Here is a 22,827-nt window from a genome sequence, read left to right as displayed (position 1 = left end):
TTTTCACATCATATCCATTTTATTCAGAAACAGATCGATCTCTGCTTCCAAATTATAAAAATGTGGAGAAACCCGAACGCCTGAACGAAAGTTTACAGTAATATTTTCTTCCTCGAACTGGCTTTTGTCTTTTCCCTGGAATAGAGTAATACCCGAATAAAGATTATTGGGTGATGAAACTTGAATTCCCGGAATTGTAGATAATCCTGCCCTTAGTTGACGTGTTAGAAAAGAAACGCGATCGTGTATTTCTTCTTTGAACGGGAGTAAAAGTTGAAGCGCTTCTTGTACCCCTGCAATAGCTGAGAAATTCATATTCCCGGTTTCGAAACGCCGCGCGTCCATACTTATATCGTAGTCAATTTCTTCATAATTAAATCGGTTAGTCATGCTTGCCCAACCAATCCAAGGCACTTTCATTTCATTTTGAACTTCTGCGTTAACATAAATAAAGGAAACTCCGTCAGGACCCATGGACCACTTATAGAATCCGCTAACCAACAGATCGATATGCACTTTTGATAAATCCAAATTATTAACCCCAAAACCTTGTATAGCATCTACTACAAAGTAAATTCGGTTCTCTTTACAGTACCTTCCTAACTTCTCAATATCAATTACATTACCATTATGAGCGCTTATCCAACTAACACTTATGAGCTTTGTTTTAGGTGTTACTTGAGCAATGATTTGTTCTGCCGTTAAACAATTGTCCGTGTATTTTACTTGTTTTAATGTAATCCCTCTGTTTTTCTCAATATGGATCCAAGGATAAACATTTGAAGGAAATTCTTGTTCAGGAATTATTACTTCATCCCCCTCTTTTAAAGGAAAAGCTTGAGCGGCTAAGTTGATTCCAGCTGAAGTATTTCCTAAAAAAGCAATTCGACGAGAGGAAGTGTTTAGCCAATTTGCAATTAATACCCTTGTATCTTCAACCCATTGCCACCATTTTTGAAATTGGGGACCGTTTATTTGACGCGAAACATGGAAGTCATTCAATCGTTTCACAACGTCATCATGAAGAGGCGACATAGCTGCATGATCAAAATAAAGTTTTTGTTGGATGATCGGCATATTTTCCCTGAACTCAGCAAGACGTAATTTATTCATAAATTCTCCTTTAATTTCTATAGAGTTGTTGCAACAAGTTCGAGTAGATACCGATTGCCTTTAAAACATCAATCTCAGCTATCCATTCTTCGGCAGTATGGGCTTGGTCAATATTACCAGGTCCGAATACAAAGGTTGGAATATTTGCGGGTTCGATTTTGCTGGCATCACACCCATACTGCAGTCCAACAAACTCAAAATTCGGAATATCTTTTTTCATTATCCGATTTACTTCTTGAAGAGCAGTATTATCAAGCTCGTTGGATAAGGGCGGGTCAACTAAATAAGGATCGTGCCATATTATATCTCTCCAAATAGAGTCTTCCACTTTATCTTTGACCATTGCTTTTATATCTTTTAATACCTGCTGCCACTGCTCTTGAGGATTTAAGCGTCGATCGACATGAATTAAACAACTCGTTGGAATGATATTGACCTGTTCCCCACCGGAAACAAGGGTGACGCTCAATGAGCTCACTCCACATAATGGATGACTGATACTTTCCGTTGCCTCTTTCACTTCTCTTTTCAGGACTTGTATTATATCACTCATCTTTTCGATTGCGTTTTCGCCTGACCATGGATTGGAGGAGTGAGCAGCCTTACCTCTGGTTTCTACAGTAAAGCGAATACTTCCTTTATGAAAAGCGCCAAATCGTAATTGAGTTGGTTCACCTACAATTGCAACATCTGCCTTGATATCATTGTTAACCAAGTAATCGACACCGCGATGTTTGTGTTCTTCATCAACGACAGCCGCTAGCAAAATATTTACCGGTAGTAATCCGTTTGATTCTACCAATGCTTTTTTTATGCCCATAAGCATTGCTGTCAATTGTCCTTTAGCATCGCAAGCGCCCCGTCCGTACCACTTTCCATCCTTCTCTTTCAACACAAACGGGTCAATATTCATCCCTTTCACATCCACTGTATCGAGATGTGTTTCTAGTAATACTGTCGGATATTCATCCCCTCGGAAGTAATGGGCGTAGCAATTGAATCGAGTTGGAAGGACTTCCTCTTTCCAACAAGTCAAGTCAGGAAGTTCCCTTTCTATCAAAGATAGAAGTTTATCCCCTACAGCTTTTTCACCGTAAGGATGCGAAAACGTTTCTTGATCTCCCGGGTTTATACTAGGGATGGCAATAAGTTCTTTTAATACATTGAATGTTGTAGATTTCCAATCCATAATCCATCACCTTCTTTATTAAAACGTTGTTGGCGTAAAAACTTTGTTAAGCTGATCGATTGCTGTCTGAATGTGTTGCTGACCATTCTTGAGTACAAATAAGCGGTGTCCCGCAAATAAAGCATCCACATTCAGACCCTGTAACTTCCCGATATCTTCTCTGTACTCTTTAAGACCAGACCCAGGAGCATTTAGAAGTCCGATATCGCCATTAACGAAAACAGCATCTCCGGAAAATAGAACATTTGATTCTGCATTTTGAATGTAGTAACAAAACATTCCTGGACTATGGCCTCTAACAAGAATAGGTTTGATTTTAATTGATCCGCACTTGATCTCTTCGTTTTCCTTTATTAACGAATCCGGCTTAAAATACTTGAATTCGTAATCTTCAGGATAAGCATTTGCGTTTTTAGCTAGTCTTAATGCCAATTCAACCTCTTCTTGTTTTTCTTGCATCCAGAAGTTTTCTTGTTCTGAAACCCACACTTCTTTTCCGGCTTTTTGAAAAAATTTTGCACCACCGCTGTGGTCAGCATGGGAATGAGTACAAAGAACACGTGATACTTTATCCCAAGATATAAATCGTTCAACGTTCTTTTTAATAGTGTCTGATTCAATACCTACCCCTGCATCAATTAGGACAGCGTCATCTCCACCATCTACTAAGTACACATGACAATCATATGGATTTGAGAGCCCTATTTCCCCACTTCCAACTAAATAAATGTTATTTGTTAATTGCATAATTCAAAACTCCTCCCAGAGAACTTCTCTTTGTCCCTCGGCAGACTTAATAAGTGCTTCACAGATTTTTATTCCTAAAACGGCCTCTTGCATTGTAATTACTGGTTTAAGTTGTTTTCCTCCAATTCTCTGTATGAAATATTGAAGTTCATTTCTCAAAGCCCCCGTGACAGTTCCATGAATCTCGGGAGAAAGTTGAATATCCGGCTGACTTAATTTTTGGCTATCCATGATTCGGAGCGTATCTCCTGGATAGCGGTACTTGATGTGCCCCCCCTCATACATCCCCTCTAGTTCGACATCTAAATACTGTCCATATTCATTAGGTAGGCACCATTGAGTTTCTAGTGAACAAATCAATCCATCATCCATTTCGATTAATCCAAAAAATATTCCCGGCGTTTGAACTTCATTCGTAATTTTCTTTTCCATTGCAAAAATACGTTTTGGAACACTTTGCGTATTCCATATTAACTGGTCGATGTCATGTGCAAGGGCCATATAAACGGGATGAGTCCGAGCATGGAGCTTAAAACGCTCTATCGGGACATTCCGTTTCAACTTTAATGATTGCAAAGGCATACTGGCTTGATTTATTGCCTTGTTAACACTTACGTAACCCGGATCAAAACGTAGCATATGTCCGGGCATGATAAAGCAAGTGCTATTCTCTTCTAACTCTAGTAATTTATTAGCCGCTTCTACGTTTGTTGCAATTGGTTTTTCTAGCAAAACATGTTTTCCATACGCGACAGCTAATTGAGTGAGGGGAACGTGACTTTTTTCATCTGTCGCTATAATAACTCCATCCAATTGTTTTTCCTGTAGTAACTCTTCGGCATCCGTATATATGTTAGATACCTCATACTCTTCACTTACTCGACTCAGAAGTTTTTTATTCTGGTCACAGATTCCAAATAACTTTACTCCATCGAGAGACAGGAGAGTCCTTACATGTTCTATTCCGAATTCTCCAACCCCTATAACAGCTATATTGATTACATCCTCGTTTTCTATTGACATCCCAATCACTCCGATAATATTCTAAACAGATTATACTCTTTCGCCTTGTTCACCTCTGCTGCCAATCTTCGCAAAAAAGCTCTCCACTTTTTCTACATGTTTATTCGTAGGACTAATGAATAAGCTAAGTGCTACTGCCACTGCCAACGTCACAAAAGTACTGGTGGCCGTTACGACCGCAAGTCCTTGGATACCGCCCGCTCCTATAAGTGAAACAGTTAAACCACTTATTGTACCGGCAAGAATCGAAATCAAAGCAGCTGTTGCTTTCATTTTTCGCCAGAAGATTGCCAGACAAACAACAACGAATATTGGCATATCAGTTATAGCAATTACGTTAAGAATTGCGCTTACAGCTCCACCAAGTAAAGGGACTATGAGTGCCCAAAGTGTTCCGGCTGTTGCTAAAACAATTGTTGCAATACGTGATGCCTTAAGGTAGTGTGCTTCATCTCTATTCGGTTTCCACTTCTTATAGAAATCCTCAGTGAACAAAGAAGAAGATCCGCAAAGTGCTGAATCGGCTGTTGAAATTCCTGCAGCTAGGAGTGCTGCAAAGAAAATACCCAACATACCAACAGGTAATAATTCGATATAAACTTGAGGTCCCACCATGTCAGGATGCAGATTTGCGACCACTTCTTCAGAAAGCAAAGAATGAGCTGCTAGTCCAGGTAGTATTTCTAGAATAGCTATCGGAATAGAGACAACAGCAGCGAGTATCATTCCCCATCTTGCAACATTTACAGATTTTGCAGCCAACCCTCGTTGCATAACAAATTGACTGGTAATGAAGTATGGGAACCCTAGTAAAGTCATAGCAATAATCCATGGCCAGCCATTTGCCGATTCAATAGAAGGCACCCATTCTGTTAATCCTGCAGGAACGGACGAAACAACTCCACTCCATCCTCCAAGTTCTGAGAAGATGAAAATTCCTCCGATAAAAAGACCTGCAAACATGAAAAGAAATTGGATTGAATCAGTAATAACAACGGATCTGAGTCCCCCTAAGTATGTATAGAATACTACTAAAAGAGAGATGCCGATAATCATCCAGGGCAAACCGACACCAAAAAGCAAGCCCAATATAACGGCAGCAGCATAGATAGTTACGCCAAATCGGTTAAAGGTATCCGCTAAAATCCAGATAACACTTATCAATCCTCTTACTCGACCGTCATAGCGGTCTTCGAAGATTTCCGACATCGTGTTATACCGAAGTTTCCGATAGATTGGCACAAAAATTACAGCACCTAGAATCAAGGCCATGGCGTTTAACGCAATCCAAGCTATAGAAACACCTGCATTATAGACTAGTCCCGGCTTTCCGACTAAACTCCATGTTGAAAAGTTTGTGGCGCCGAATGTAGCTGCCAACATAAAAGGTCCGAAACTTCTACCAGCTACTGCAAAGTCTTCAAACCCTCCGATTCCTTTCGATACTCGCCAGCCGATAAATAACGTCAATACGACATAAAAAACAATAATAATTGTATCTATAGTTGATATGGTGATATCCATGTCCATCCTCCTCTATTCTTGTTACCGTTCATTTTCAGGAACCATAAAGGCCAGCACTTCATTTCTTGCAACAGCTATAATTCCGCCGATAATCCATAACCCATATCCAGCCATTACAAAGGGAGTTACAACATCTCCTGGTAGGACTGATCGAAGAACCAAGGATAAAACAAACAGCAAGGCCCCAGACCACATGACTCCCATTCCGTAACGCCCTTTTAGAACTGGGGGTTTATCTTGATTTTCAAATAATATTTTTCCTTTTAATTCCATGATGGGACCAACAGAAAGTAGGATGGCAAAAAAGATGATTGACCCTAGTATTAAAACACTTCCAAAATCCACTTTAACTCCCCCTCTTCATTCTTGAATTTCATTTTTGTAGAGTTCTAACGTCCTCATAATTTGTGCTTTATCTCTGTTACTGATCCACTCTTTCTTTGCTAAACTGCTTCCGATACCGACCCCCTTAACCCCTGCTTGAAACAGCTCTTTAGTATTGTGAAGGTCCACTCCTCCAACAGCGAGAAGATCAACGTGGTTTAGAGAAGCTAGAACATCTTTAATATAAGTTGCTCCCAATTGACGAATCGGGAACACTTTAATTAACTTCGCACCCAGTTGATGTGCTTGCTGAATCTCAGAAGGCGTTAAAGCTCCTGGTATGTAAGGAATATTTAGAATGCTAGCGCTTTCAAAAACCTCATGAGATATACTAGGACTCAGAAAGAAGGTAGCTCCAGAGTTTTTTGCTTCAATAGCCATCTCTCTAGTCAACACTGTGCCTGCTCCTACTGAAACTGTTTCTCCAAACTTTGTATTAATTGATTCCAGTAATTTCAAACTTCCTGGTTGATTCAATGAAACTTCAAATACATTTAATCCCGCTTCTTGGAAAGCATCGATTAAGAAAAAGGCATCTTCCTCAGATAGCCCTCGTAAAATCGGAAGGATTTTCTGGTTCACAATTTGCGAAATCATGTTCTTCCTCCTTACCGGATCGTAGTTCCACTTTTTTCCCAAAATAAGTTTAACTCTCGTTTTGTTGGTAAACCCTTAGTATCCCCTTCAGTACTGACTGCGAAGGCTGCTAATGCATGACCAAGTTTCACACACGTTTCATAATTCCGTTTGTTTAAATATCCATGTAAGAAGCCAGAAGCAAAAGCATCTCCTGCTCCGACTTCATCAACTACATGGTTAACTTGGTATGCCGGAATAAATTGAGACGTATCCTCTTCCAGGATCCAAGCTCCCTCCCCTCCATTCTTTACAACAGTCACAGGCACTTCCCAGTCAGAGAGAATAGTTTTCGTTTCTTCTAAATCATCTGTCCCTATTAATTGCTTTAATTCCTCTCGGCCCGGAAAGAAAAAATCACATTTTCTAATAATAGGAAGTAGTGTTTCTTTTGCATCTTCCAGTGCCCAAAGCTTCAACCGAATATTCGGGTCAAAACTAATAAGCACATTATGTTTTTTGGCTATCTCAATCGCTTCTAACACCATTTCTTTGCACGAGTGACTTAAAGAGGGAGTTATTCCCGTCAGATGAAGAATTTTAGCCTCTGCTATCCTAGTGAGATTCACATTTTGGCTATCCATTTTTCTGGCTGCTGATTGATTTCGATAGTAAAGGACTTCTGTTTCCAGCATCCCCTTTTTTTGTTTGTACATTAAACCCGTAGGCGATTTTTCATCAATCACTACATCTTCTGTGTTAATTCCTTCTGCGTTTAAATCATGCATTATTTTTTCGCCGAATGGATCATTTCCAATCCTACTTAACCATTTGACATTGTGGCCGAGCCTTGCAAGAGCAGTAGCCACATTCGACTCTGCTCCAGCAATTGATATAGAAGCGCTAGTTGATTGAACGATTGATTCATTCCTCGGAGAGGAAAAGACCACCATTGATTCTCCAAGCGTTATTACATCCATAATCTAACCTCTATTCTTCGATTTCTACGATTGTCTCAATTTCTACGGGTGTATTAAAAGGAAGTTCATTAGCAGAAAGTGCTGATCGAGCATGTTTTCCTTTTTCTCCAAACACTTCTTCTAAAAGTTCTGATGCTCCATTAATTACATATGGTTGTTCTACGAATCCATCTGCTGAATTTACAAACCCTAATAGTTTCACAAAAGACTTTATTTTATCAAGATCTCCTACCTCTGCTTTAATAACAGCAAGTGTGTTAATCATTGTTTGTCGTGAAGCCTCGTACCCTTGTTTGACAGTTAAATCAGAACCTACTTTCCCTTTATAAATCAATTCTCCATTATCTCTGCAGTCTTGCCCAGAAATATAGAGTAGGTTCGCACCAAATCTTTTGGCCGGAACGTAAACAGCTGCGGGTTTCGGGGCTTCTGGAAGTTCAATTCCCAGTGCTTTTAGTTTTTCTTCTACTTTTGCCATTACAATCACTCCTTGTTTTAATAATTAAAACACTGTTTTAATATATGTGTAAAAATTAGAGACTGCCCAGTCTTTTAGAAATCAAAGTAGCAGTCTCTTTTACCGTAGCAGCTAAGTCTAATAAATTTTCATCATTAATTCGTGACTTAGGTCCAGCCACACTTATTGCACCTAAAAGTTTTCCTTCAAAATTAAAAACAGGAGCAGCTGCACAATTTACGCCTTCTTCATGCTCTTCCCTATCAAGGGAATAACCTTGGGCTTTAATCTTCTTTAACTCTTTCATAAGTTCTTCTTTATTTGCGACGGTATTCGGTGTGAACCTTTTGAAAGGAATGTTATCAATTATTTCTTTTTGAGTAGCAGGTGGCAGAAAAGCCAAAATAGCTTTACCGACGCCAGTGCAAAAGATTGGAGAGCGCCGTCCGATTTTTGAATACATGCGAATGGAACGATCGGATTCTACTTTGTCGATATAAACTACTTCTCCATTATCTTCTATTCCTAAATGGACTGTTTCTTGAATTTTGCTCTTAAGTGATAAGAGATAAGGATGAATGGCTTTTGTCCAGTTCGTTTGATTAACCACTTTCGATGAAAACTCAAACAACTTTGTACCAATAACATAATTTTCAGTACTAGAATTTTGTTCCAAATAGCCCTCTTCTTCCAAAGTAGCAAGAAATCGATACGTAGTACTCTTATTCAAATCTAGATTATTTGCTAATTCTGTAACTCCTAATCCATTTTCATTCTTAACAATCTCTTCGAGAATCCGAAGAACTTTTACTGCTGATGTATTACGCAAAGAATTTCCCATGGCACCACCTTTTAATAATTAAAACAATATTTTAATTATTTTTAAATTTTATAAGACTATTATTGGAATGTCAAGAAGACGTAAAAACTTCTTCTGTATTTCTCAATGAGGTGAATGTTTTAGCAATCAACTCTTTTGGTGAAGGGCGGTGTATTTACTAGTCGGTTAGATTGCATTATGTATACCGAATTGCCGCTTGACATAGAGCCTCTGCAGGCAATTCTTCATGAAAAGGCAAGCGCCGTGGGTTTTTTAAGGCATTGAGCCTAAACTGTCTCCGTCACTTATTCTGCTTCTCTATGTAAAGCGAAGACTATTCAAAAACTACACTGCCATTTTATGCATTTCTTAATTGTCACAGACAGTGAAGGCAGTCAAACAACCGCTGTATCTATCTTTTTGGTAAATTGTTTTTGAGATGAGTTTTAAAACAAAACCAAAGTGAAAGAGAAGAAGATTTCAATCTTCTTCTCTACCTCTCAAAAACGATCGTTTCTGAGAGGGTATTTCTATATTAAGTATTTACACCTTCTGTGAGACATGCATATTTAACTTATCAAGGTATTTATCTACCCATTGTTCCAGTTTTTTCCCTGCCTCATCGATACTTAAAATGTCCCATAGCTCTACTGCACCTGTTAGATTTAAATATTGAGCTGCTTCACGAATCAGCTTACGTCTCATTTCACCTGTCAATTCTTTAATTCGTCCAGCACTTTCCTGCTCTGAAATATAATTTAAAAGATTAAATAATGCTTTTAAGGCAAACCTATTTCTAGATAGGTGAGCATTTTCAATAATTTGCCCAGCTAGATCTTGGTCTTGCAACATTAACCTAGTGAAGTGGTAAGGGTCTTCTGAATCACCCTCATAACTTAGTTCTGCAAACCACCATAACCTGGCTAAACCATTTCGGGCACGTCCTTTCTCTTTGAAAAAATAACGCCTGCCAATAAACATAAGTTGATCTTTTCGAGCTTTTTCTACTGGCCATCGTGCTCGCATATAATCCCAATATTCTGTATGAGCGAGTAAACTCCAAAAATTCCCATCTGATGCTAGACTGTATGGTAAATCAATATATGTTTTGTGGAGTTTAATTGCATTTTCCAGGTCATCTAAACTAGGATTTGATTCATTGCTAACAATGAGATTTGCTCTATTTCTTTCCTTGATACCTAGTTCTTCTGCTAACCATGAATTATCCGAATAATATAAGTCTGTATTCTCTTCGATTTGTTGTTGCAACTCTAAATATTTCTTTTGGTTCAGGTAAAATTGGGACATCAGATCATCTTCCCTTCTTTATCATAAATAGATAGAGCTCAAGGAATCTATAGCCTTATCAAATACTTCAGCTAGTACCATATTTGAAATTGAAGCTAATCCTAATTCCTCTACTTTACTATCGCTTAAGTTCATTCTTTGCAGATGCAATTCTAATGATTTATACCATTCGAAATCTTCAAAATGATCCTCGCTCTTACTATCTTCCTCAACAACTATAATTAAAGCTTCCATTAGAGCAGGTAAGTAATACATTGATATTAGCAGTGGATTTACTTCTTCCCGTCGAGATAATTCCTCGATAGTATTGTACGTTGCTCTTGGCAATAAAATACTAATGGTATCGTCATTCAATCCAACTGAGTATTTGGGAGCATCCTTCTCATCAGAGGGAATAATATTAAAAATTGATTTAGCTGGTACAAGAGGATCTTTCTCTAAAATTAACGTACCGCCTTGATGAACGGCAATAAAAGTCCCCTTATTAAATTCTATTAACGATTCTTCATAATCTTCATGTAATAAGTCATTTTTATAGTTTTCAATTTCAGCAACTGCAACAATCATAAAGGTAACATCTACCTGTTTACTAAGTTTTCGATTAAGCACCTCAAATTCTGAGCTAGTACTGTTCGAAGAAAAAGCTTCCCGATACATGCTGCTATCACATTCTAGATGAGTAACAAAAATAGCTTGACCCGTGGTAATTAAATTTTCGATGCCTGTATTTTTTAAATCATAGGCTATTTTAAAAGCGGTAGAAGTTTCACCTATTTTATAATCGATTGAAGCTTCAAAACTGCTTCGAGTATAGTCATCGTTAAATGAAGCGAGAACAGGATGCGGATATGAAATCTGTCTTATTTTCATAAAGTTTTCATCTCCAATGCATAAGTAGCAGCTTCATATATAGTGACAGAAAAAATATGTCTGGTATCTTTATCTAGTCTCAACTTTTTAATAGTGTTTTCTACTGGTGTAATTTCAACTTTCTGGTCATTAATGATCTCTTCAAATAATTTGATACTAATTTCAGAGACCTTCCCATTTTCACCCTTTGCTTGAATTTTCAAATCAATTTCGCCACTTTTGCTTGGTACGATAATTAATTTATAATTATTAGGCTGTTTCGCATCTTTAATAAAACGAAATGTAGAAATCTGTGCCTGTCTCTTGGGGTTAGTTGAAGCACCAGGTCGATCTGGTGTTCTAGGATTGTCTGGTTTATCTGGCTTGTCTGGTTTATTAGGTTTCTTTGGTTTATCAGGACTTATGTTACTTAAAGGCTCTTTGTGTTTAAATTTATGAGAGACAAATTTAATTGATTTTAATTTTTCTGGAGTGGACGTATTATCGATATTTGTTACAGGGTCCATCTGATCTCCAACCTGAGGAAGAATATTTTCAATTCCTCTCAAATCAATTACGTCTTTTTTCAATTTCGGAGCCAAGCCATGAATTTCTCTAGAGATCCACTTATCAATTTTTTTTATAATACTATTAATTTCACTGTTCTTTTGTAGAGTTTCGCTATCTAAATGTTTTCCTAAGTCCGGGTGCCAGCCTTTGTGAGTAGCAGTTTCAGTTTCTGATAGTAATTCATTTAATTTTTCTCCTCTGATTACAAAAAAACCTGAAAATCTGGCAGGCACTCTTCGGAAATTAGTCTTGTCAAAGATCTTCATCCCCGAACTGCGATTCATTGAAACGCTATTGTTAAAACTTTCATTTTTCAAGAGATAAAGCTCAACCTTTTGTTTTTCTTTAGTACCTTTTAACTCAAATTCATATTCAGCCTTTATTCCTGCTGTTAAAGCGGAGTAATGTTCGAATGCAACAGAATGTTCCCTCTCTTCTGGTACTTCAATGGAAGCAATAACTTCGCCCAGATTCTCTTGATTAATTTCTAATCCTGCGATCGTTACTACTAGCTTACCTTCAAATATTGCCCACATGAAATTTTCAACAATTACTTCGATAAAGCGGTTTTTCCAAGATTCATCGAAATTGAATCCTATAATAAACTTATCAGTTCCAATTTCACTTCTTCTGAAATGATTAGGAATCTTAGATTTTTCTGTTATTGGAGAAAAATCAGTTGGATTTCCATAATAAATATTTTCGCGATATTTTTTTCCATCCATTCTATATGTTGCAAGCTTGGCTACACCTTGAAATCCAATTTCTTCGGAAATATTCAAAGTGTTATAAAAAACCATGCTGTACTTAGAAGCTAAATAAGGCGCATGTTTTCCTAAACCCCTAGTACCGTTGGAACCAATAGGTTTCTTAGAATACCCACTACTTTTAACTAGGGCTTCCCAACCACTATCTTGCTCTTCATTATCTTGAATTACATGGCTTAAACCTATCGTGTTGTAGTCTCTTACAGCCAAAACACGCAGATCTCTTTCCTCTTGAAATTCTATTACCATTCTATCAAAGTGACTTTTAGTTTTTTGATCGGGCCATGTATCTCTTATAGCCTTAAATCGATCGATAATGTCTTCGAATTTTTCCAACTCTTTTTTGTTAATTTTTAATTCTTCGAAGACTATGCGTACTGGTCCTTCTGCATCTGTATTTTTAGCATCTAAAGTATCTTGTGTTAACTCTCGTGGAACATGAAATAAAGGATCGTCTTTAAAGTTTTCCATTCCTGCATGATTTAATCCACTCTTAGAATTCTCAGTATTCTCAGCTGATTCCCATTTGATATCAGTCAATTTAATCATCCTCCTATCACTTAAATTTAAATTCAGTAGTTTTTTCACTGCTTCCTTCAGCAAACTTGTTTTTCAGTACCTTCAATTCATTTTCTAGAGAGTCAATAATTTGCTTAACATGCTTATCTGTATACTCATAGTTATTTTTATTAGCTAAATTTCCAATCAACTGCATTTTTTTCAATACATCAGAAACTCTTTTTTCTGCTATTCTTTCAAACTTCATCAATTTTTCTTGTTTTTCATTCATATTAACCACTCCTTCACATAAAAATAGCATATAAAAAAACAAATTACAAACTATATAATTGATATATTTAAATATATTAAAAATATGTAATTATTTGTTGTACTTATAGTTAATATAAATATTAATTCGTTATTTGTAGCACTTGTAAAACCCCATAAAAAAAGCGCAGAAAATATCTCTGCACCTTTCCTAGATCAAACTCTCTTTTACTAAATTATATTTGCTACTACTTCTTTAATGGTGACTTTCTTTTTCCCCCGAAGATTTTCAAGCTGAAGCTTCGGTGCTGGTTCTACGTAATCATATTCAATTCCTGCAAATGACTTTAAGATAGCTTCAAACACAACCTGTGCGCCAAGCGGAGGTACAGCCATTCCGATCTGTTTTCGAACAGCTTCTTTGCTTCCAGCAAATACGAAGTCATCCGGAAAAGTCTGTAGACGAGCACGTTCACGGTTCGTTAAAGCACGCAGTTCATCCCAGTGGTACATATGCGTGCCGCCGCCGCCGCTTCCCGTCACCGTGTATGCCGGACGGTCTGGATCTAAACGCTTATAGATAGAACTCATTCGCGCGCCTTTTACTTTCAGCTGTAAATGTTCAGGAATTCCCGGATACCAGGCGTTGCTGCCCGGCGGTATGTAGCTCAGCATTTCCTTTACTTTGGCCGTATGTTTCGGCATATCGTGGTTCGGCGCATCTTCTGGTATTGGCGGATTCAAAATAGCTTCAGATGCCGTTTTATAGTCGGTTGAAGCAAGTGTAGTTGGAGCCGGCACTTTAAATTCGATTCCCTGTTCAGTCAAATCATTTCGGATGCCGACAATGATAATGCGGTGTCTTGCCTGCGGTACACCGTATTCCTGAAACTTGTATAAATGAGGTGTCAGCTTGTAACCGCAGTCTTCCAGTTCCGTCAGGATTTGAATAAAGGCTTTTCCTTCATTGGCGCTTTGAAGTCCCCCGACATTCTCAGCTACAAAAAACTTTGGCTGATAATCTTTTAAAACTTTAACACCATATGAATATAGCGGCCCAAATTTTCCTTCCAGTCCGCGTGATTCCCCTACTATACTGTAGTCATTGCACGGAAAACCGAAAGCAAAACAATCGATATCCCCAAGAATGGATTTATCGCCGATCGGCAAGTCTTCGACAGGCCCCCAATGGACAGATGGATCGTCAGGATTTTCGCATATATTTAGCCGGAAGGTTTCACATGCTGTAGCATCGTAATCGTTTGACCAAAGATGCTCGATTCGAAACTCTTCTCCTGTTTTCGGATGAATAACCTGTGCGTTTTTTGCTGCTAAACTTAGCCCGCCTGGACCGTTAAAAAGTTCGCCTTTTTTAAATATCATATGAAAATCGCTCCTTAGTGGCTAGTTTTACACGAAAGTATGTTCTTGCATACCTCTATGCTATTTATTGTACACGGTAATGCAAAAAAAAGCAGCCCCCTGCCCTTATGTCAGTTTATTCTAAGTGAAGGTTATCAATTTATTTGGTGTATCACAGAGCTTACCGGGAATAGTAATTGCAAAGCGAGGGGTAAACTATGGCAGATACAATGACCAAAGAACAGCGCCGAAAAAATATGCAGGCCATCCGGTCTCAGTCAAAACTGGAAAATAAGGTTTCACGCTTGCTTTGGAACAAAGGCTATCGCTTTCGGAAAAATGACCGGACACTGTTCGGCAAACCTGATATTTCCATAAAGAAGTATAAAGTCGTTATTTTTATCGACTCCTGTTTCTGGCATGCCTGCGAAATTCACGGCAATCAGCCAAAAAGCAATCAGGATTATTGGACGAAAAAGCTTGCCAGAAATAAAGAAAGAGACAGGGAAGTAACAGCGTATTACAAGGAAAAAGGCTGGTTCATCAAAAGGATCTGGGAGCATCAGGTGAAGGAGGATTTGGAAAAGACAACTGAAGAACTGGCTCAATTTATCCAAAAAGCCAAAGAGCATTCTTCCTGAAGAAGAATTTCTTTGGCTTTTTGCTTTTTCTCGTTATTGATTATCAGAGCGCAGCATGTCTGCAACGGTTCGATATCCCTTGTTCGTAAAACAAGACAGTAACAGGCGCTTTCTTTCTTCAATTTCAATTTCGTTATCGAGACAGTAATCCAGGAAGCCCAGCAATGCATTTGCTGTTATTAGAGCGCCTTGAATATTACTGCCAGGGATCGTAACGCTGGCTTTCTCCGTGATTTTTTTCAGGTTACGCTCTCCACTCCATTCGCTTACGGTTACATAACCAAATGAAGAAACGTTCTTTCCTTTGTAGCCTTGATAGTTCGGCAGATATTCGGAACCCATATGAGAGGCTAGATTTGCTGAAAGAGGAAACTTTGGCCGATACATTTTAGCATCGATAATACAGATATTTTCCTCATCTGTATGGACTAGAATCTCGATTTGAGTTTGCACGTTCTCCCCGGCTGATTTCGGACGTAATTCCACATCAAAACCTACTGCCTTTAATACTTCAGCGGTTTTATCTTCAAAGGTCCGGTCATTTTCTTCATTTAAATACGATTCAACAAAATCTTCGTTCAGAGCCGAATAATGAGGGTCCGCTAATAACGCTGCGTATTTTTGAGCTTCTCTTTCCGTCAGCTTCTGCTTCAGAATATTTGTAATTTCCTCTTCTGTCATTGTCTGAATCAAAGGATAATCTGCTAAGAGCTGATGAACCATGCGCAGACTTTTCGCTGAGTTCGATGCCGGTATAATTGAACCGTAAGAACTCGCTTTATAACTGTCCACATCCAATCCGGCATGTTCTGCAAAGCGTTCCGGTGAGATCAGATAGCGCTTGCTGAACGGATACCGCGCATCCAGTTCAGCCAGCTTCTGAGCTGTGCTCGCTTGTTTTTCAGCTGGAATCCGCAGCGCATCCCCTCGGACATAATCTGCCAGCTCGGTATAATCGCACAGCATCATAAATGTATGCGCCACATCCCCGTGGGCAGCCGAAAAGTCGCGCGCAGCTTTATCAGATCGTTCCCGATGTTCAAAGTCAGCTGCAATCTGCTTTTTCATTTCCTCTTTCGCAAAAGCATCCATCGCACGAAATTGTTTAATTTTCTCGGTTACACTCAAAAGTTCATTATCCTGACGGGCTGTCAGCGCAAAGAACACAATCTCTTCTTTAGTGATGTAGTAATCCAGTTCCTTCTGGTTCACCAAGCGAATCAAAAAACGGGCAGGGCGAATATGGAAATCCGGCTCAAATTTCGGACGAAATCCGCTGTCTAAGAAATAGGCATTCGGGATCTGCAATGTTAGAATCTGCTTTGCCACGTTTTTGCGGATATTCTCTCCTGCCAGCAGAGCCAAACCAGCTTTCGTCGGCTTCAATTTTCCGGTATTGTCGATATATACATAGCAGAAAGTCCGGAGCATGGCAGCCCATGTTCGGCCGCCGGAACCGTCATTGCTGATATTTTGCCTTTTCAGTCCATCATTCGCCAGCACTTCTTCGTAGCGCTTATGCAGAGCACGTTCCCCTGACCACTTTTCAGTGAAATTATTTGTTGCTGTCTGCAGGGAGCGCAGTGCATCCTCATGGAACTTAGGATCGCGTTCCGGGCGGGTAATAAACCATACTTTTCTTTCATTGCTCATTGTCTTCCTCCTGCTCTGAATCGCTGTTTGTGCTCAAGATTGTCTGAATTTCTTTCAATGCTTCTTCTTCAGCTTCATCCAGCTTGTTATTAGCGCTTAAAATTCCCCAATAGGCGACCAGGTCTTGAAACAGCTTCTCTTCGGACTGAACAAAATCGAAGAGATGAGCATCGTTTTCCATCGCCACACCGTTGATCGCGGTTGCAGTTTGAAACACTTCTGAAGTAAAGATGGCAGAAAGAAAGTCCCCGTCAATTTCAGTCTCTGTTTTGTCTTTATGGCTTTCATTAGCGACTGCAAGAATCCGAAGAAAAGAAGAAATCCGAAGGTCTTCCGCATTGCGGAAAGAATTGTTAAACCAAGTTTCAGCTCTTCCGGTTCCGTCGCTTAAGTCTCTGTGGGTCAGCTGAACTTCTTCCGATTTTAATTTTTCATCAAAATTCGTCATCAGCTGGTATATCGCAGCTTTTTTGATCATTTTTTGAATAACGGGAACGTTGATAAGCATTCCTCTTTTCTCTATTTATTAGGCCTTGTTATAAACAATAAATCATAAACAGAAGCAAGAAGTGACCTAATAAGGTCATTTCTTGCTTCTGTTTGATTTTTTTATTTCATTTATATTTCTGTTTTCTTTTCTGCAATGAAATTAGTCTCTTATAACTCCAATGACTTTAATTTTAAGATTTTCTGCTAAATCACGGATTTCTGTTGAGCTTAATTCTCCTAAATTGACACTGTCAGCTGTATATGTATTTTTTGCAAAGAGGAGCGTTCCTGCTAAACGCAACACAGTATCATCAGGTGTTATAACTTCGAAAACTGATTTTCCTTCTGTAAACATTCCACGATCACTTACGGTTATGGCAATATCATCACTATAGTCGACGATATCGATGCCTTCACACTCAAGTATGGTGTTGATTTTCTTCATTTGTGCTGGACCGGTTGATGAAGGTATCTTTTCTATTTTTGCAAAAGGGTTCATTTTCTCCATATCAAATCCAACTATGTAAACTTGTATTTCTTTAGTAATAGAATCCATATTTCCACCTCAATAGAAGCTAATTTTATTGCCTTTGTTCTCAATGATAACCTATTCCTCAATTCTATAGTAACGCTACAAATATTAATTTAAACAATCCCCTACTGTCTATAGCAATAAATAACTCTCTTTCGGTAGGCTTTTCAAATTTCGTCATTCAAAAAGGTCACCAACTGGCGACCTTTTTCGCTAGAAAGTTTACTCTTTTTAGAGCTTTCGATCCTAACGATGCAATACATATCTTTTGGCAGTAGGGGTATCATCTTCACTAATTCCTAAAGCTAGATGAACTTTTCTTATTGTTGATTCTCTAATTCCTTCATCAGCTCCTTCGATGCGGCTGATGGTTTTTTGAGTCACCTGGGCCTTCTCTGCAAGTTCCATTTGTGATAGCCCTAATTCCATCCGTTTTTTAAAAACCACGCGGCTTCGAGCATATTCAGGGCTCTCAAATGTGTTCTTAATTCCGCTGTTCTGGGATAAGCTTTTTCTCAAATCGTTTAACGTTGGCATTTCTATCACCCCTCAAAAAATTCTTCTTCCCGATTAGTCCGTTTCAAGTAATCATATAGTTCCTTTGCTTTCCTCATGTAGAAATTGGTCAGATCCGGTTTCCCGTGAATTTTCGTAAAGCCATAAACGAAGACATAAGCCGGTTCATCCCGATAGATATATGGAAAGTAAATGAATCGGTGATATTCTCTTCCCTGATCCGCTTTCATTTCAAAAATGCGCGGTTCTGAGAGCCGTTTGACCAATTCCACCTGTACTTCTCTCCCCCGCCGTATTCGCGTAACGAAATAGGGTTCTGTTTCCCCTAAAGGAAATGTCTCTTCAGGAGCTTCTTCTAAATCCTGAAACCCTTGGAAAATCAAAATTCCTAAATCCGGATCTTTAGCAGATAGTTTTTCAATGAACGGGAAAACTTGATTTCTTCTGTCGAGTGTTTTTGAGAAAATAACTATTGTCATATGTAGTATACTCAAAATGACTTAAAATGTCTAATAATTTAAGTCATTTTAAACTCCTTTCTTTATTTCAACCGATTCTTGAAGATAAACCATATCGATAAATCTTATCACACGTATAAGACCGGTTTTCACCATTCTGTTGTAGACAAAATTGAAATGAAAAGAGGAAGTTTGAGTTAATCAAACTCCCTCCCCTTCATTCCCCGCTCATATACGCCATGATCTCCTTCATACCCTCTTTACTGATCCAAGCTTCTCCAACCTTAATCGCTTCACTGGTGATTTTACCGGTAATGGCGCAAACATAATGGTTCCTGTGCGGTTCAATAATAATTTGCGTTTCATTATGTGTAATATCGACATAATCGCCTTCCTGCAGCTGGAAGATTTTCAATAACTCTTTAGGGATAACGACCCGTCCTGACTCGTTAATCTTTTTAGTATGCACGAGCTGCCCCCCTATCCATTCTTGATGGACTCATTGATCGCTTTTATCCGAGCATCAATTTCTTTCATTCGTTCTTTGGCAGCTGTGACCTTCTTTTTATCTGCACTCTTGTCAATCACCGACTGTTGACTGATTTTTTCCTTTTCCAGTGAGGCAAGTTCGCTTTGGAGTTTCTCTACGTCCAGGATCCGGTTCATCAGCTCTTCGTCACCTTCTGCTTTTTCACCGATAAATACTTTTGCGGACTGCAAATCGCCGGTTCGGATGTATGCGGTTACCACATCAGATATTCTTTCGTCGGTTAATTCAATCCGATTCCGGAGTGCAATGACCTTCCCCCAGTCTTCCATTGCCGCGGCAAGTTCAAAATTCACATCCGGATTTGGTTCTGGCAATGCTTTCTGCAACACTCGCAGCTCATCCACTTTGTCTCCTGCGGCTAATTCTGCAGCAACCTCATCTGCCAGCTGTGGCTCATGCTCAATCGCCTTCAAATACGCTCCTGTCTTCCTGTACAAGCCGATCAGCACTTCCTGGTCCTGTTCTTCCAAGGATTCATATCCTGCCTCTTCCAGCGCGGCAATCACGGCCTTCCGGTCCCCGAGTAAGCCCTGACGGTACACTTCTTCTAAATCCAATTTAGCCTCCGCGGAAGCCGGTTGCGGTTCCTGATCCGTCGCCTGCGCTTCCTTATTCGCATCGGTAAGGATTACATTCACCAAAAGAGCTGCAATTAAAATAATGCCGGAACCAATGAACAAGCGGATATTGCTCTCTTTAGAGCCTTTTCCAGATTCTTTCTGGACTTTCTTCTTTGCTTCGTAGTTCGGCCGCTGATCTCTTTGATTCATTGAGCTACTTGCAACGAACGAGAATACGTTCGGCAATCGGAATCGTCTCTTCTCTTGCTCTTGCTGGGCCAGTCGCTCTGCTTCCAGCTGCTTTTCCTGAACTTCTTTATACACCTTCGCTATATAGGATGCCAATTCCTCCAGCGTATTTAATCGAAGATAGATCATTTCAGCAAACCGGATCACTTCTTCTTCCTGTTCAAAAAAATCACTTCTTCTCGGTCTTCCCAAGACTCGATTTAGGTGGGTAAGTGAGATGATGATTAATTCTTTAACTGAATCAATTCGATTTTTCGGATTGTGCAGCTCCAGTACCTCATTCCCGATAACGGCGGCCTTCACTTCTTTTGATTCGGTGTCGAGAACGAAATTCTCTTTCTGCCATAAGACATCGACCTTATCGTTTTTAGCAATCGAAATTAACGAGAGATAATACGGCAGCTTATCTGCCAAGTACATCGATTTTAAGACATCAAAAGCCTTTAAGTCGGTTACATCGAATTCGAATTGAACTTGTCCGGACTGGAATGTAATATCCCGCGCAGCAAGGTACTGCCCATCTTCACGCAGATCCGCCATTCGGCTTTCGTATGCTTGGTGAATCACTTCCAGTTCATCGGTCTTGAACGAAGAGAGCGGCTGCAGAAAATAAAAGGAGTCCCCATCGATTTCAATGGTTCCGACCTTATTTGCAATCGTACGGATGACCATGCCATACACATCCCTTCTTGATTTAGTGCCTACTGCAGTTCCGGAAACTTCGAGAGTGTTTCTTCCACAGATGCCCGGTATTCCGCTTGCGCTGATTCAACTTCGCTTTCTGGTACATCCTCTTCTATGGATTTCAATTCTTGGTCAATTTCTTTAAGATCTAGTGGTGTGATGTCCAAGTAGGGATGTTTTGTGAAAATCAATTCTCCATCCGTCGTTTTCACGACATGGATTTCTGTATTTTGTTCCTCTTCTTCATCATTTTCGTAGTTAAACTTCACATCACTAAGAATCAATTCAGATATACCAAAATTTTTTGAGCGGTACTCTTCACTTCCCTCGAAATTGTACTCGATATCCATCACTTCAATTCCGTCATATTCGCAAGTGCCCAACCCACATGGTGTACTGCTTGTTTTTTCAAAGTAGATTCGAGCCGGCTCTTCACCTAAGCTATCTCCATACTTCTTAGAAAAAGAATCTATTACGACTCTACTTGCAATTTCTCTCACCGCTTGGTCAAATTCGTCTGGGTTTTCGGTGTTTATTTCACTCTCTTCGATAGCTGTGTTAGCTTCTTGTTCGAATTCCTTCATTTTCTCATCTAAGAAACTGAGCATTTCTTTAACTTTATTCATGTCTCCATCTGTAAACACAGTATCAGATTCGTCTACTTCCACTCCATCAGCTTCTTCACTAGGAATAGAAGTGCAAGCAAAAAACACGATACTTGCAATTAACAAAGAACATATTACGAGAATCTTCTTCACTGGTCTTCCCCCTATCGTCTCGACGCATAGCGCGTGACATACTTAACCGATGATCCGACTGCACGTGCTGTTCCGGTGGATGCCCCAAATTGATTCAGCAATGTAGGAATAGATAGGCCCACTATAAAAAAGATCATCCCGGTAATCATGTTCCCATCATCCAAGCTCACTAGAGTTTTAATACCGAGAACAAAACAAAGCAGTTGAAGCGTCAGCGTTAAAATATTGCTTACCACTATTTTCAGCCAAAGATTAAAAAAGTTGTATTGGTCGTTAACTATTGTCGGAATCGCCAGGACGCCTGAAACGTATAAAATTACGAATAGAACCGTACGATATAAGATCGAAAGGAAAAAGACGAAAAGGATAGCTGAGACAGCGATCATTAGAATGAGTCCATATCCCACAGAATTCACAGCCATCACTTGCATAATATCGTAGTGACCAGCCGGATTCGTCAGCATTGTTTCCGTTAAGAGATGCGTTAATTCCAGTATCCAATTAAACAACTCCGGATATATTCCTAACAGGATAGCAGCCGTCACAATTGCCACTAACTTATCATAAAGGGTGTTCATCCCTTCTTCTCCATTGCCGCTATATAAAAGGACGATCTTCATCGTATGCCATAGAATGAAAATCCCCGTAATGGTCCAAGCCAAATTTCTAAAGTTTAGCATGTATCCTTCGTATACTGCGTTTCCTGTGATGAATTCTGCATCCATCTGAAATTTGCTGAAACTGTCTACCGCTCCATACACAAATCCACTTACTGTCGTAAATAAAAAGCTATTCGTATGGCAAGTGATTTCATACCACTTACAATCGAATTGATTCGTCTCATAATCATACTTATCTAGGAAGAGAACATCTTTCATATAGGATTCGACGTTCTCTACTTTATCCGAATCGGATTGGGTCTCCTTATACTCGCTGATTGTCTCATTGAGAAATTCACCTTCGTCACCTAGTACAATCTGAGGAAAAAGAGTAAGGCATACTAGCAAAACCAACAAAGTGCTTATATACCCCTTCATAAATTAACCCCCCTGTTCATAAGGGTTAGTATCAAAATTATCAATGGAATTACTAAAAGAAGCCCGAAACGGAGAACGACGTCTCTTTTGATTTCAAGTTTTTCCTCATCACTCAACGGTTTTCCATAGAGCAGCTCATACTTCCGTTCCGCCTGCTGGATGGCCTGCCGGGAAAGCCGGTCAATCCATCGTTCGGTGGTTGATTCAATCCATTGCTGCAGTACCGCGATCCGTTTCAGGTACTTCTTCAACTCCTCACGTCC

General features: G+C 39.3%; 26 protein-coding genes. 1 reads left to right on the top strand and 25 read right to left on the bottom strand.

The window, feature by feature from the left end:
* Positions 1–3: 3 nt before the first annotated feature.
* The 15 genes from B0X71_RS20705 to B0X71_RS20635 form a co-directional block, all read right to left on the bottom strand.
* Entirely contained in the window at positions 4–1,113 is a 1,110-nt protein-coding gene (locus tag B0X71_RS20705; RefSeq protein WP_077591454.1) for an aminotransferase class V-fold PLP-dependent enzyme, read from the bottom strand.
* Positions 1,114–1,123: 10 nt separating this feature from the next.
* Positions 1,124–2,302, bottom strand: a complete 1,179-nt coding sequence (locus B0X71_RS20700; protein WP_077591453.1) for a M20 family metallopeptidase — start codon at positions 2,300–2,302, stop codon at positions 1,124–1,126.
* A gap of 18 nt (positions 2,303–2,320) precedes the next feature.
* Positions 2,321–3,049: an MBL fold metallo-hydrolase gene (locus B0X71_RS20695; RefSeq protein WP_077591452.1), complete on the bottom strand. Its 729-nt coding sequence runs from the start codon at positions 3,047–3,049 to the stop codon at positions 2,321–2,323.
* A 3-nt stretch (positions 3,050–3,052) separates the two neighbouring features.
* A complete protein-coding gene (locus B0X71_RS20690; RefSeq protein ID WP_077591451.1) occupies positions 3,053–4,072 on the bottom strand; it encodes a Gfo/Idh/MocA family protein in 1,020 nt (339 codons plus the stop codon).
* Between the two features lie 30 nt (positions 4,073–4,102).
* Positions 4,103–5,596, bottom strand: a complete 1,494-nt coding sequence (locus tag B0X71_RS20685; RefSeq protein WP_198038786.1) for a sodium:solute symporter family protein — start codon at positions 5,594–5,596, stop codon at positions 4,103–4,105.
* Positions 5,597–5,617: 21 nt separating this feature from the next.
* Positions 5,618–5,941: a hypothetical protein gene (locus B0X71_RS20680; protein ID WP_077591449.1), complete on the bottom strand. Its 324-nt coding sequence runs from the start codon at positions 5,939–5,941 to the stop codon at positions 5,618–5,620.
* 15 nt (positions 5,942–5,956) lie between these two features.
* The gene (locus B0X71_RS20675) at positions 5,957–6,577 is read right to left on the bottom strand and encodes a bifunctional 4-hydroxy-2-oxoglutarate aldolase/2-dehydro-3-deoxy-phosphogluconate aldolase (protein ID WP_077591448.1); all 621 of its coding nucleotides are present in this window, start codon (positions 6,575–6,577) and stop codon (positions 5,957–5,959) included.
* Positions 6,578–6,588: 11 nt separating this feature from the next.
* A complete protein-coding gene (locus B0X71_RS20670; RefSeq protein WP_077591447.1) occupies positions 6,589–7,536 on the bottom strand; it encodes a sugar kinase in 948 nt (315 codons plus the stop codon).
* Positions 7,537–7,546: 10 nt separating this feature from the next.
* Positions 7,547–8,014: a RidA family protein gene (locus tag B0X71_RS20665; RefSeq protein ID WP_077591446.1), complete on the bottom strand. Its 468-nt coding sequence runs from the start codon at positions 8,012–8,014 to the stop codon at positions 7,547–7,549.
* A 55-nt stretch (positions 8,015–8,069) separates the two neighbouring features.
* The gene (locus B0X71_RS20660) at positions 8,070–8,834 is read right to left on the bottom strand and encodes an IclR family transcriptional regulator (protein WP_077591445.1); all 765 of its coding nucleotides are present in this window, start codon (positions 8,832–8,834) and stop codon (positions 8,070–8,072) included.
* A gap of 522 nt (positions 8,835–9,356) precedes the next feature.
* Positions 9,357–10,121, bottom strand: a complete 765-nt coding sequence (locus tag B0X71_RS20655; protein ID WP_077591444.1) for a DUF6339 family protein — start codon at positions 10,119–10,121, stop codon at positions 9,357–9,359.
* 21 nt (positions 10,122–10,142) lie between these two features.
* Positions 10,143–10,991 carry a hypothetical protein gene (locus tag B0X71_RS20650; protein ID WP_077591443.1) on the bottom strand — a complete coding sequence of 283 codons (849 nt, stop codon included), beginning with the start codon at positions 10,989–10,991 and terminating at the stop codon, positions 10,143–10,145.
* Positions 10,988–12,847 carry a hypothetical protein gene (locus B0X71_RS20645; RefSeq protein WP_077591442.1) on the bottom strand — a complete coding sequence of 620 codons (1,860 nt, stop codon included), beginning with the start codon at positions 12,845–12,847 and terminating at the stop codon, positions 10,988–10,990. Before B0X71_RS20645 ends, B0X71_RS20650 begins: the two co-directional genes overlap by 4 nt.
* Before the next feature lie 16 nt (positions 12,848–12,863).
* Complete coding sequence (locus B0X71_RS20640; RefSeq protein ID WP_077591441.1) at positions 12,864–13,097, bottom strand: hypothetical protein; 234 nt, start codon at positions 13,095–13,097, stop codon at positions 12,864–12,866.
* Positions 13,098–13,306: 209 nt separating this feature from the next.
* Entirely contained in the window at positions 13,307–14,458 is a 1,152-nt protein-coding gene (locus B0X71_RS20635; protein ID WP_077591440.1) for a DNA cytosine methyltransferase, read from the bottom strand.
* 197 nt (positions 14,459–14,655) lie between these two features.
* On the opposite strand from B0X71_RS20635, the gene B0X71_RS20630 reads away from it, so the two are divergent.
* Complete coding sequence (locus tag B0X71_RS20630) at positions 14,656–15,078, top strand: very short patch repair endonuclease (RefSeq protein ID WP_077591439.1); 423 nt, start codon at positions 14,656–14,658, stop codon at positions 15,076–15,078.
* Between the two features lie 33 nt (positions 15,079–15,111).
* Here the strand turns inward: B0X71_RS20630 and B0X71_RS20625 are convergent, their stop codons facing one another.
* The 10 genes from B0X71_RS20625 to B0X71_RS20580 all read right to left on the bottom strand — a co-directional run bounded on the left by B0X71_RS20625 (position 15,112) and on the right by B0X71_RS20580 (position 22,815).
* The gene (locus B0X71_RS20625; protein WP_077591438.1) at positions 15,112–16,731 is read right to left on the bottom strand and encodes a restriction endonuclease FokI C-terminal domain-containing protein; all 1,620 of its coding nucleotides are present in this window, start codon (positions 16,729–16,731) and stop codon (positions 15,112–15,114) included.
* Positions 16,721–17,239, bottom strand: a complete 519-nt coding sequence (locus B0X71_RS20620; protein WP_077591437.1) for a hypothetical protein — start codon at positions 17,237–17,239, stop codon at positions 16,721–16,723. Before B0X71_RS20620 ends, B0X71_RS20625 begins: the two co-directional genes overlap by 11 nt.
* A gap of 141 nt (positions 17,240–17,380) precedes the next feature.
* Positions 17,381–17,776, bottom strand: a complete 396-nt coding sequence (locus tag B0X71_RS20615) for a hypothetical protein (RefSeq protein ID WP_077591436.1) — start codon at positions 17,774–17,776, stop codon at positions 17,381–17,383.
* A 222-nt stretch (positions 17,777–17,998) separates the two neighbouring features.
* Positions 17,999–18,289: a helix-turn-helix domain-containing protein gene (locus B0X71_RS20610; RefSeq protein ID WP_077591435.1), complete on the bottom strand. Its 291-nt coding sequence runs from the start codon at positions 18,287–18,289 to the stop codon at positions 17,999–18,001.
* 5 nt (positions 18,290–18,294) lie between these two features.
* Positions 18,295–18,747, bottom strand: a complete 453-nt coding sequence (locus B0X71_RS20605; RefSeq protein ID WP_077591434.1) for a hypothetical protein — start codon at positions 18,745–18,747, stop codon at positions 18,295–18,297.
* A gap of 196 nt (positions 18,748–18,943) precedes the next feature.
* Positions 18,944–19,195, bottom strand: a complete 252-nt coding sequence (locus tag B0X71_RS20600; protein WP_198038785.1) for an AbrB/MazE/SpoVT family DNA-binding domain-containing protein — start codon at positions 19,193–19,195, stop codon at positions 18,944–18,946.
* A gap of 11 nt (positions 19,196–19,206) precedes the next feature.
* The gene (locus tag B0X71_RS20595; RefSeq protein ID WP_077591432.1) at positions 19,207–20,757 is read right to left on the bottom strand and encodes a hypothetical protein; all 1,551 of its coding nucleotides are present in this window, start codon (positions 20,755–20,757) and stop codon (positions 19,207–19,209) included.
* A gap of 29 nt (positions 20,758–20,786) precedes the next feature.
* The gene (locus tag B0X71_RS20590) at positions 20,787–21,527 is read right to left on the bottom strand and encodes a hypothetical protein (RefSeq protein WP_077591431.1); all 741 of its coding nucleotides are present in this window, start codon (positions 21,525–21,527) and stop codon (positions 20,787–20,789) included.
* Positions 21,528–21,538: 11 nt separating this feature from the next.
* Positions 21,539–22,564, bottom strand: a complete 1,026-nt coding sequence (locus B0X71_RS20585; protein WP_077591430.1) for a conjugal transfer protein TrbL family protein — start codon at positions 22,562–22,564, stop codon at positions 21,539–21,541.
* Positions 22,561–22,815 carry a hypothetical protein gene (locus tag B0X71_RS20580; protein ID WP_077591429.1) on the bottom strand — a complete coding sequence of 85 codons (255 nt, stop codon included), beginning with the start codon at positions 22,813–22,815 and terminating at the stop codon, positions 22,561–22,563. Before B0X71_RS20580 ends, B0X71_RS20585 begins: the two co-directional genes overlap by 4 nt.
* Positions 22,816–22,827 lie beyond the last annotated feature (12 nt).

This window comes from Planococcus lenghuensis (assembly GCF_001999905.1).
Classification (GTDB): domain Bacteria; phylum Bacillota; class Bacilli; order Bacillales_A; family Planococcaceae; genus Indiicoccus; species Indiicoccus lenghuensis.
The sequence above is the reverse complement of the archived record's forward strand: the minus strand, read 5'-3'. Positions and strand labels throughout refer to the sequence as shown.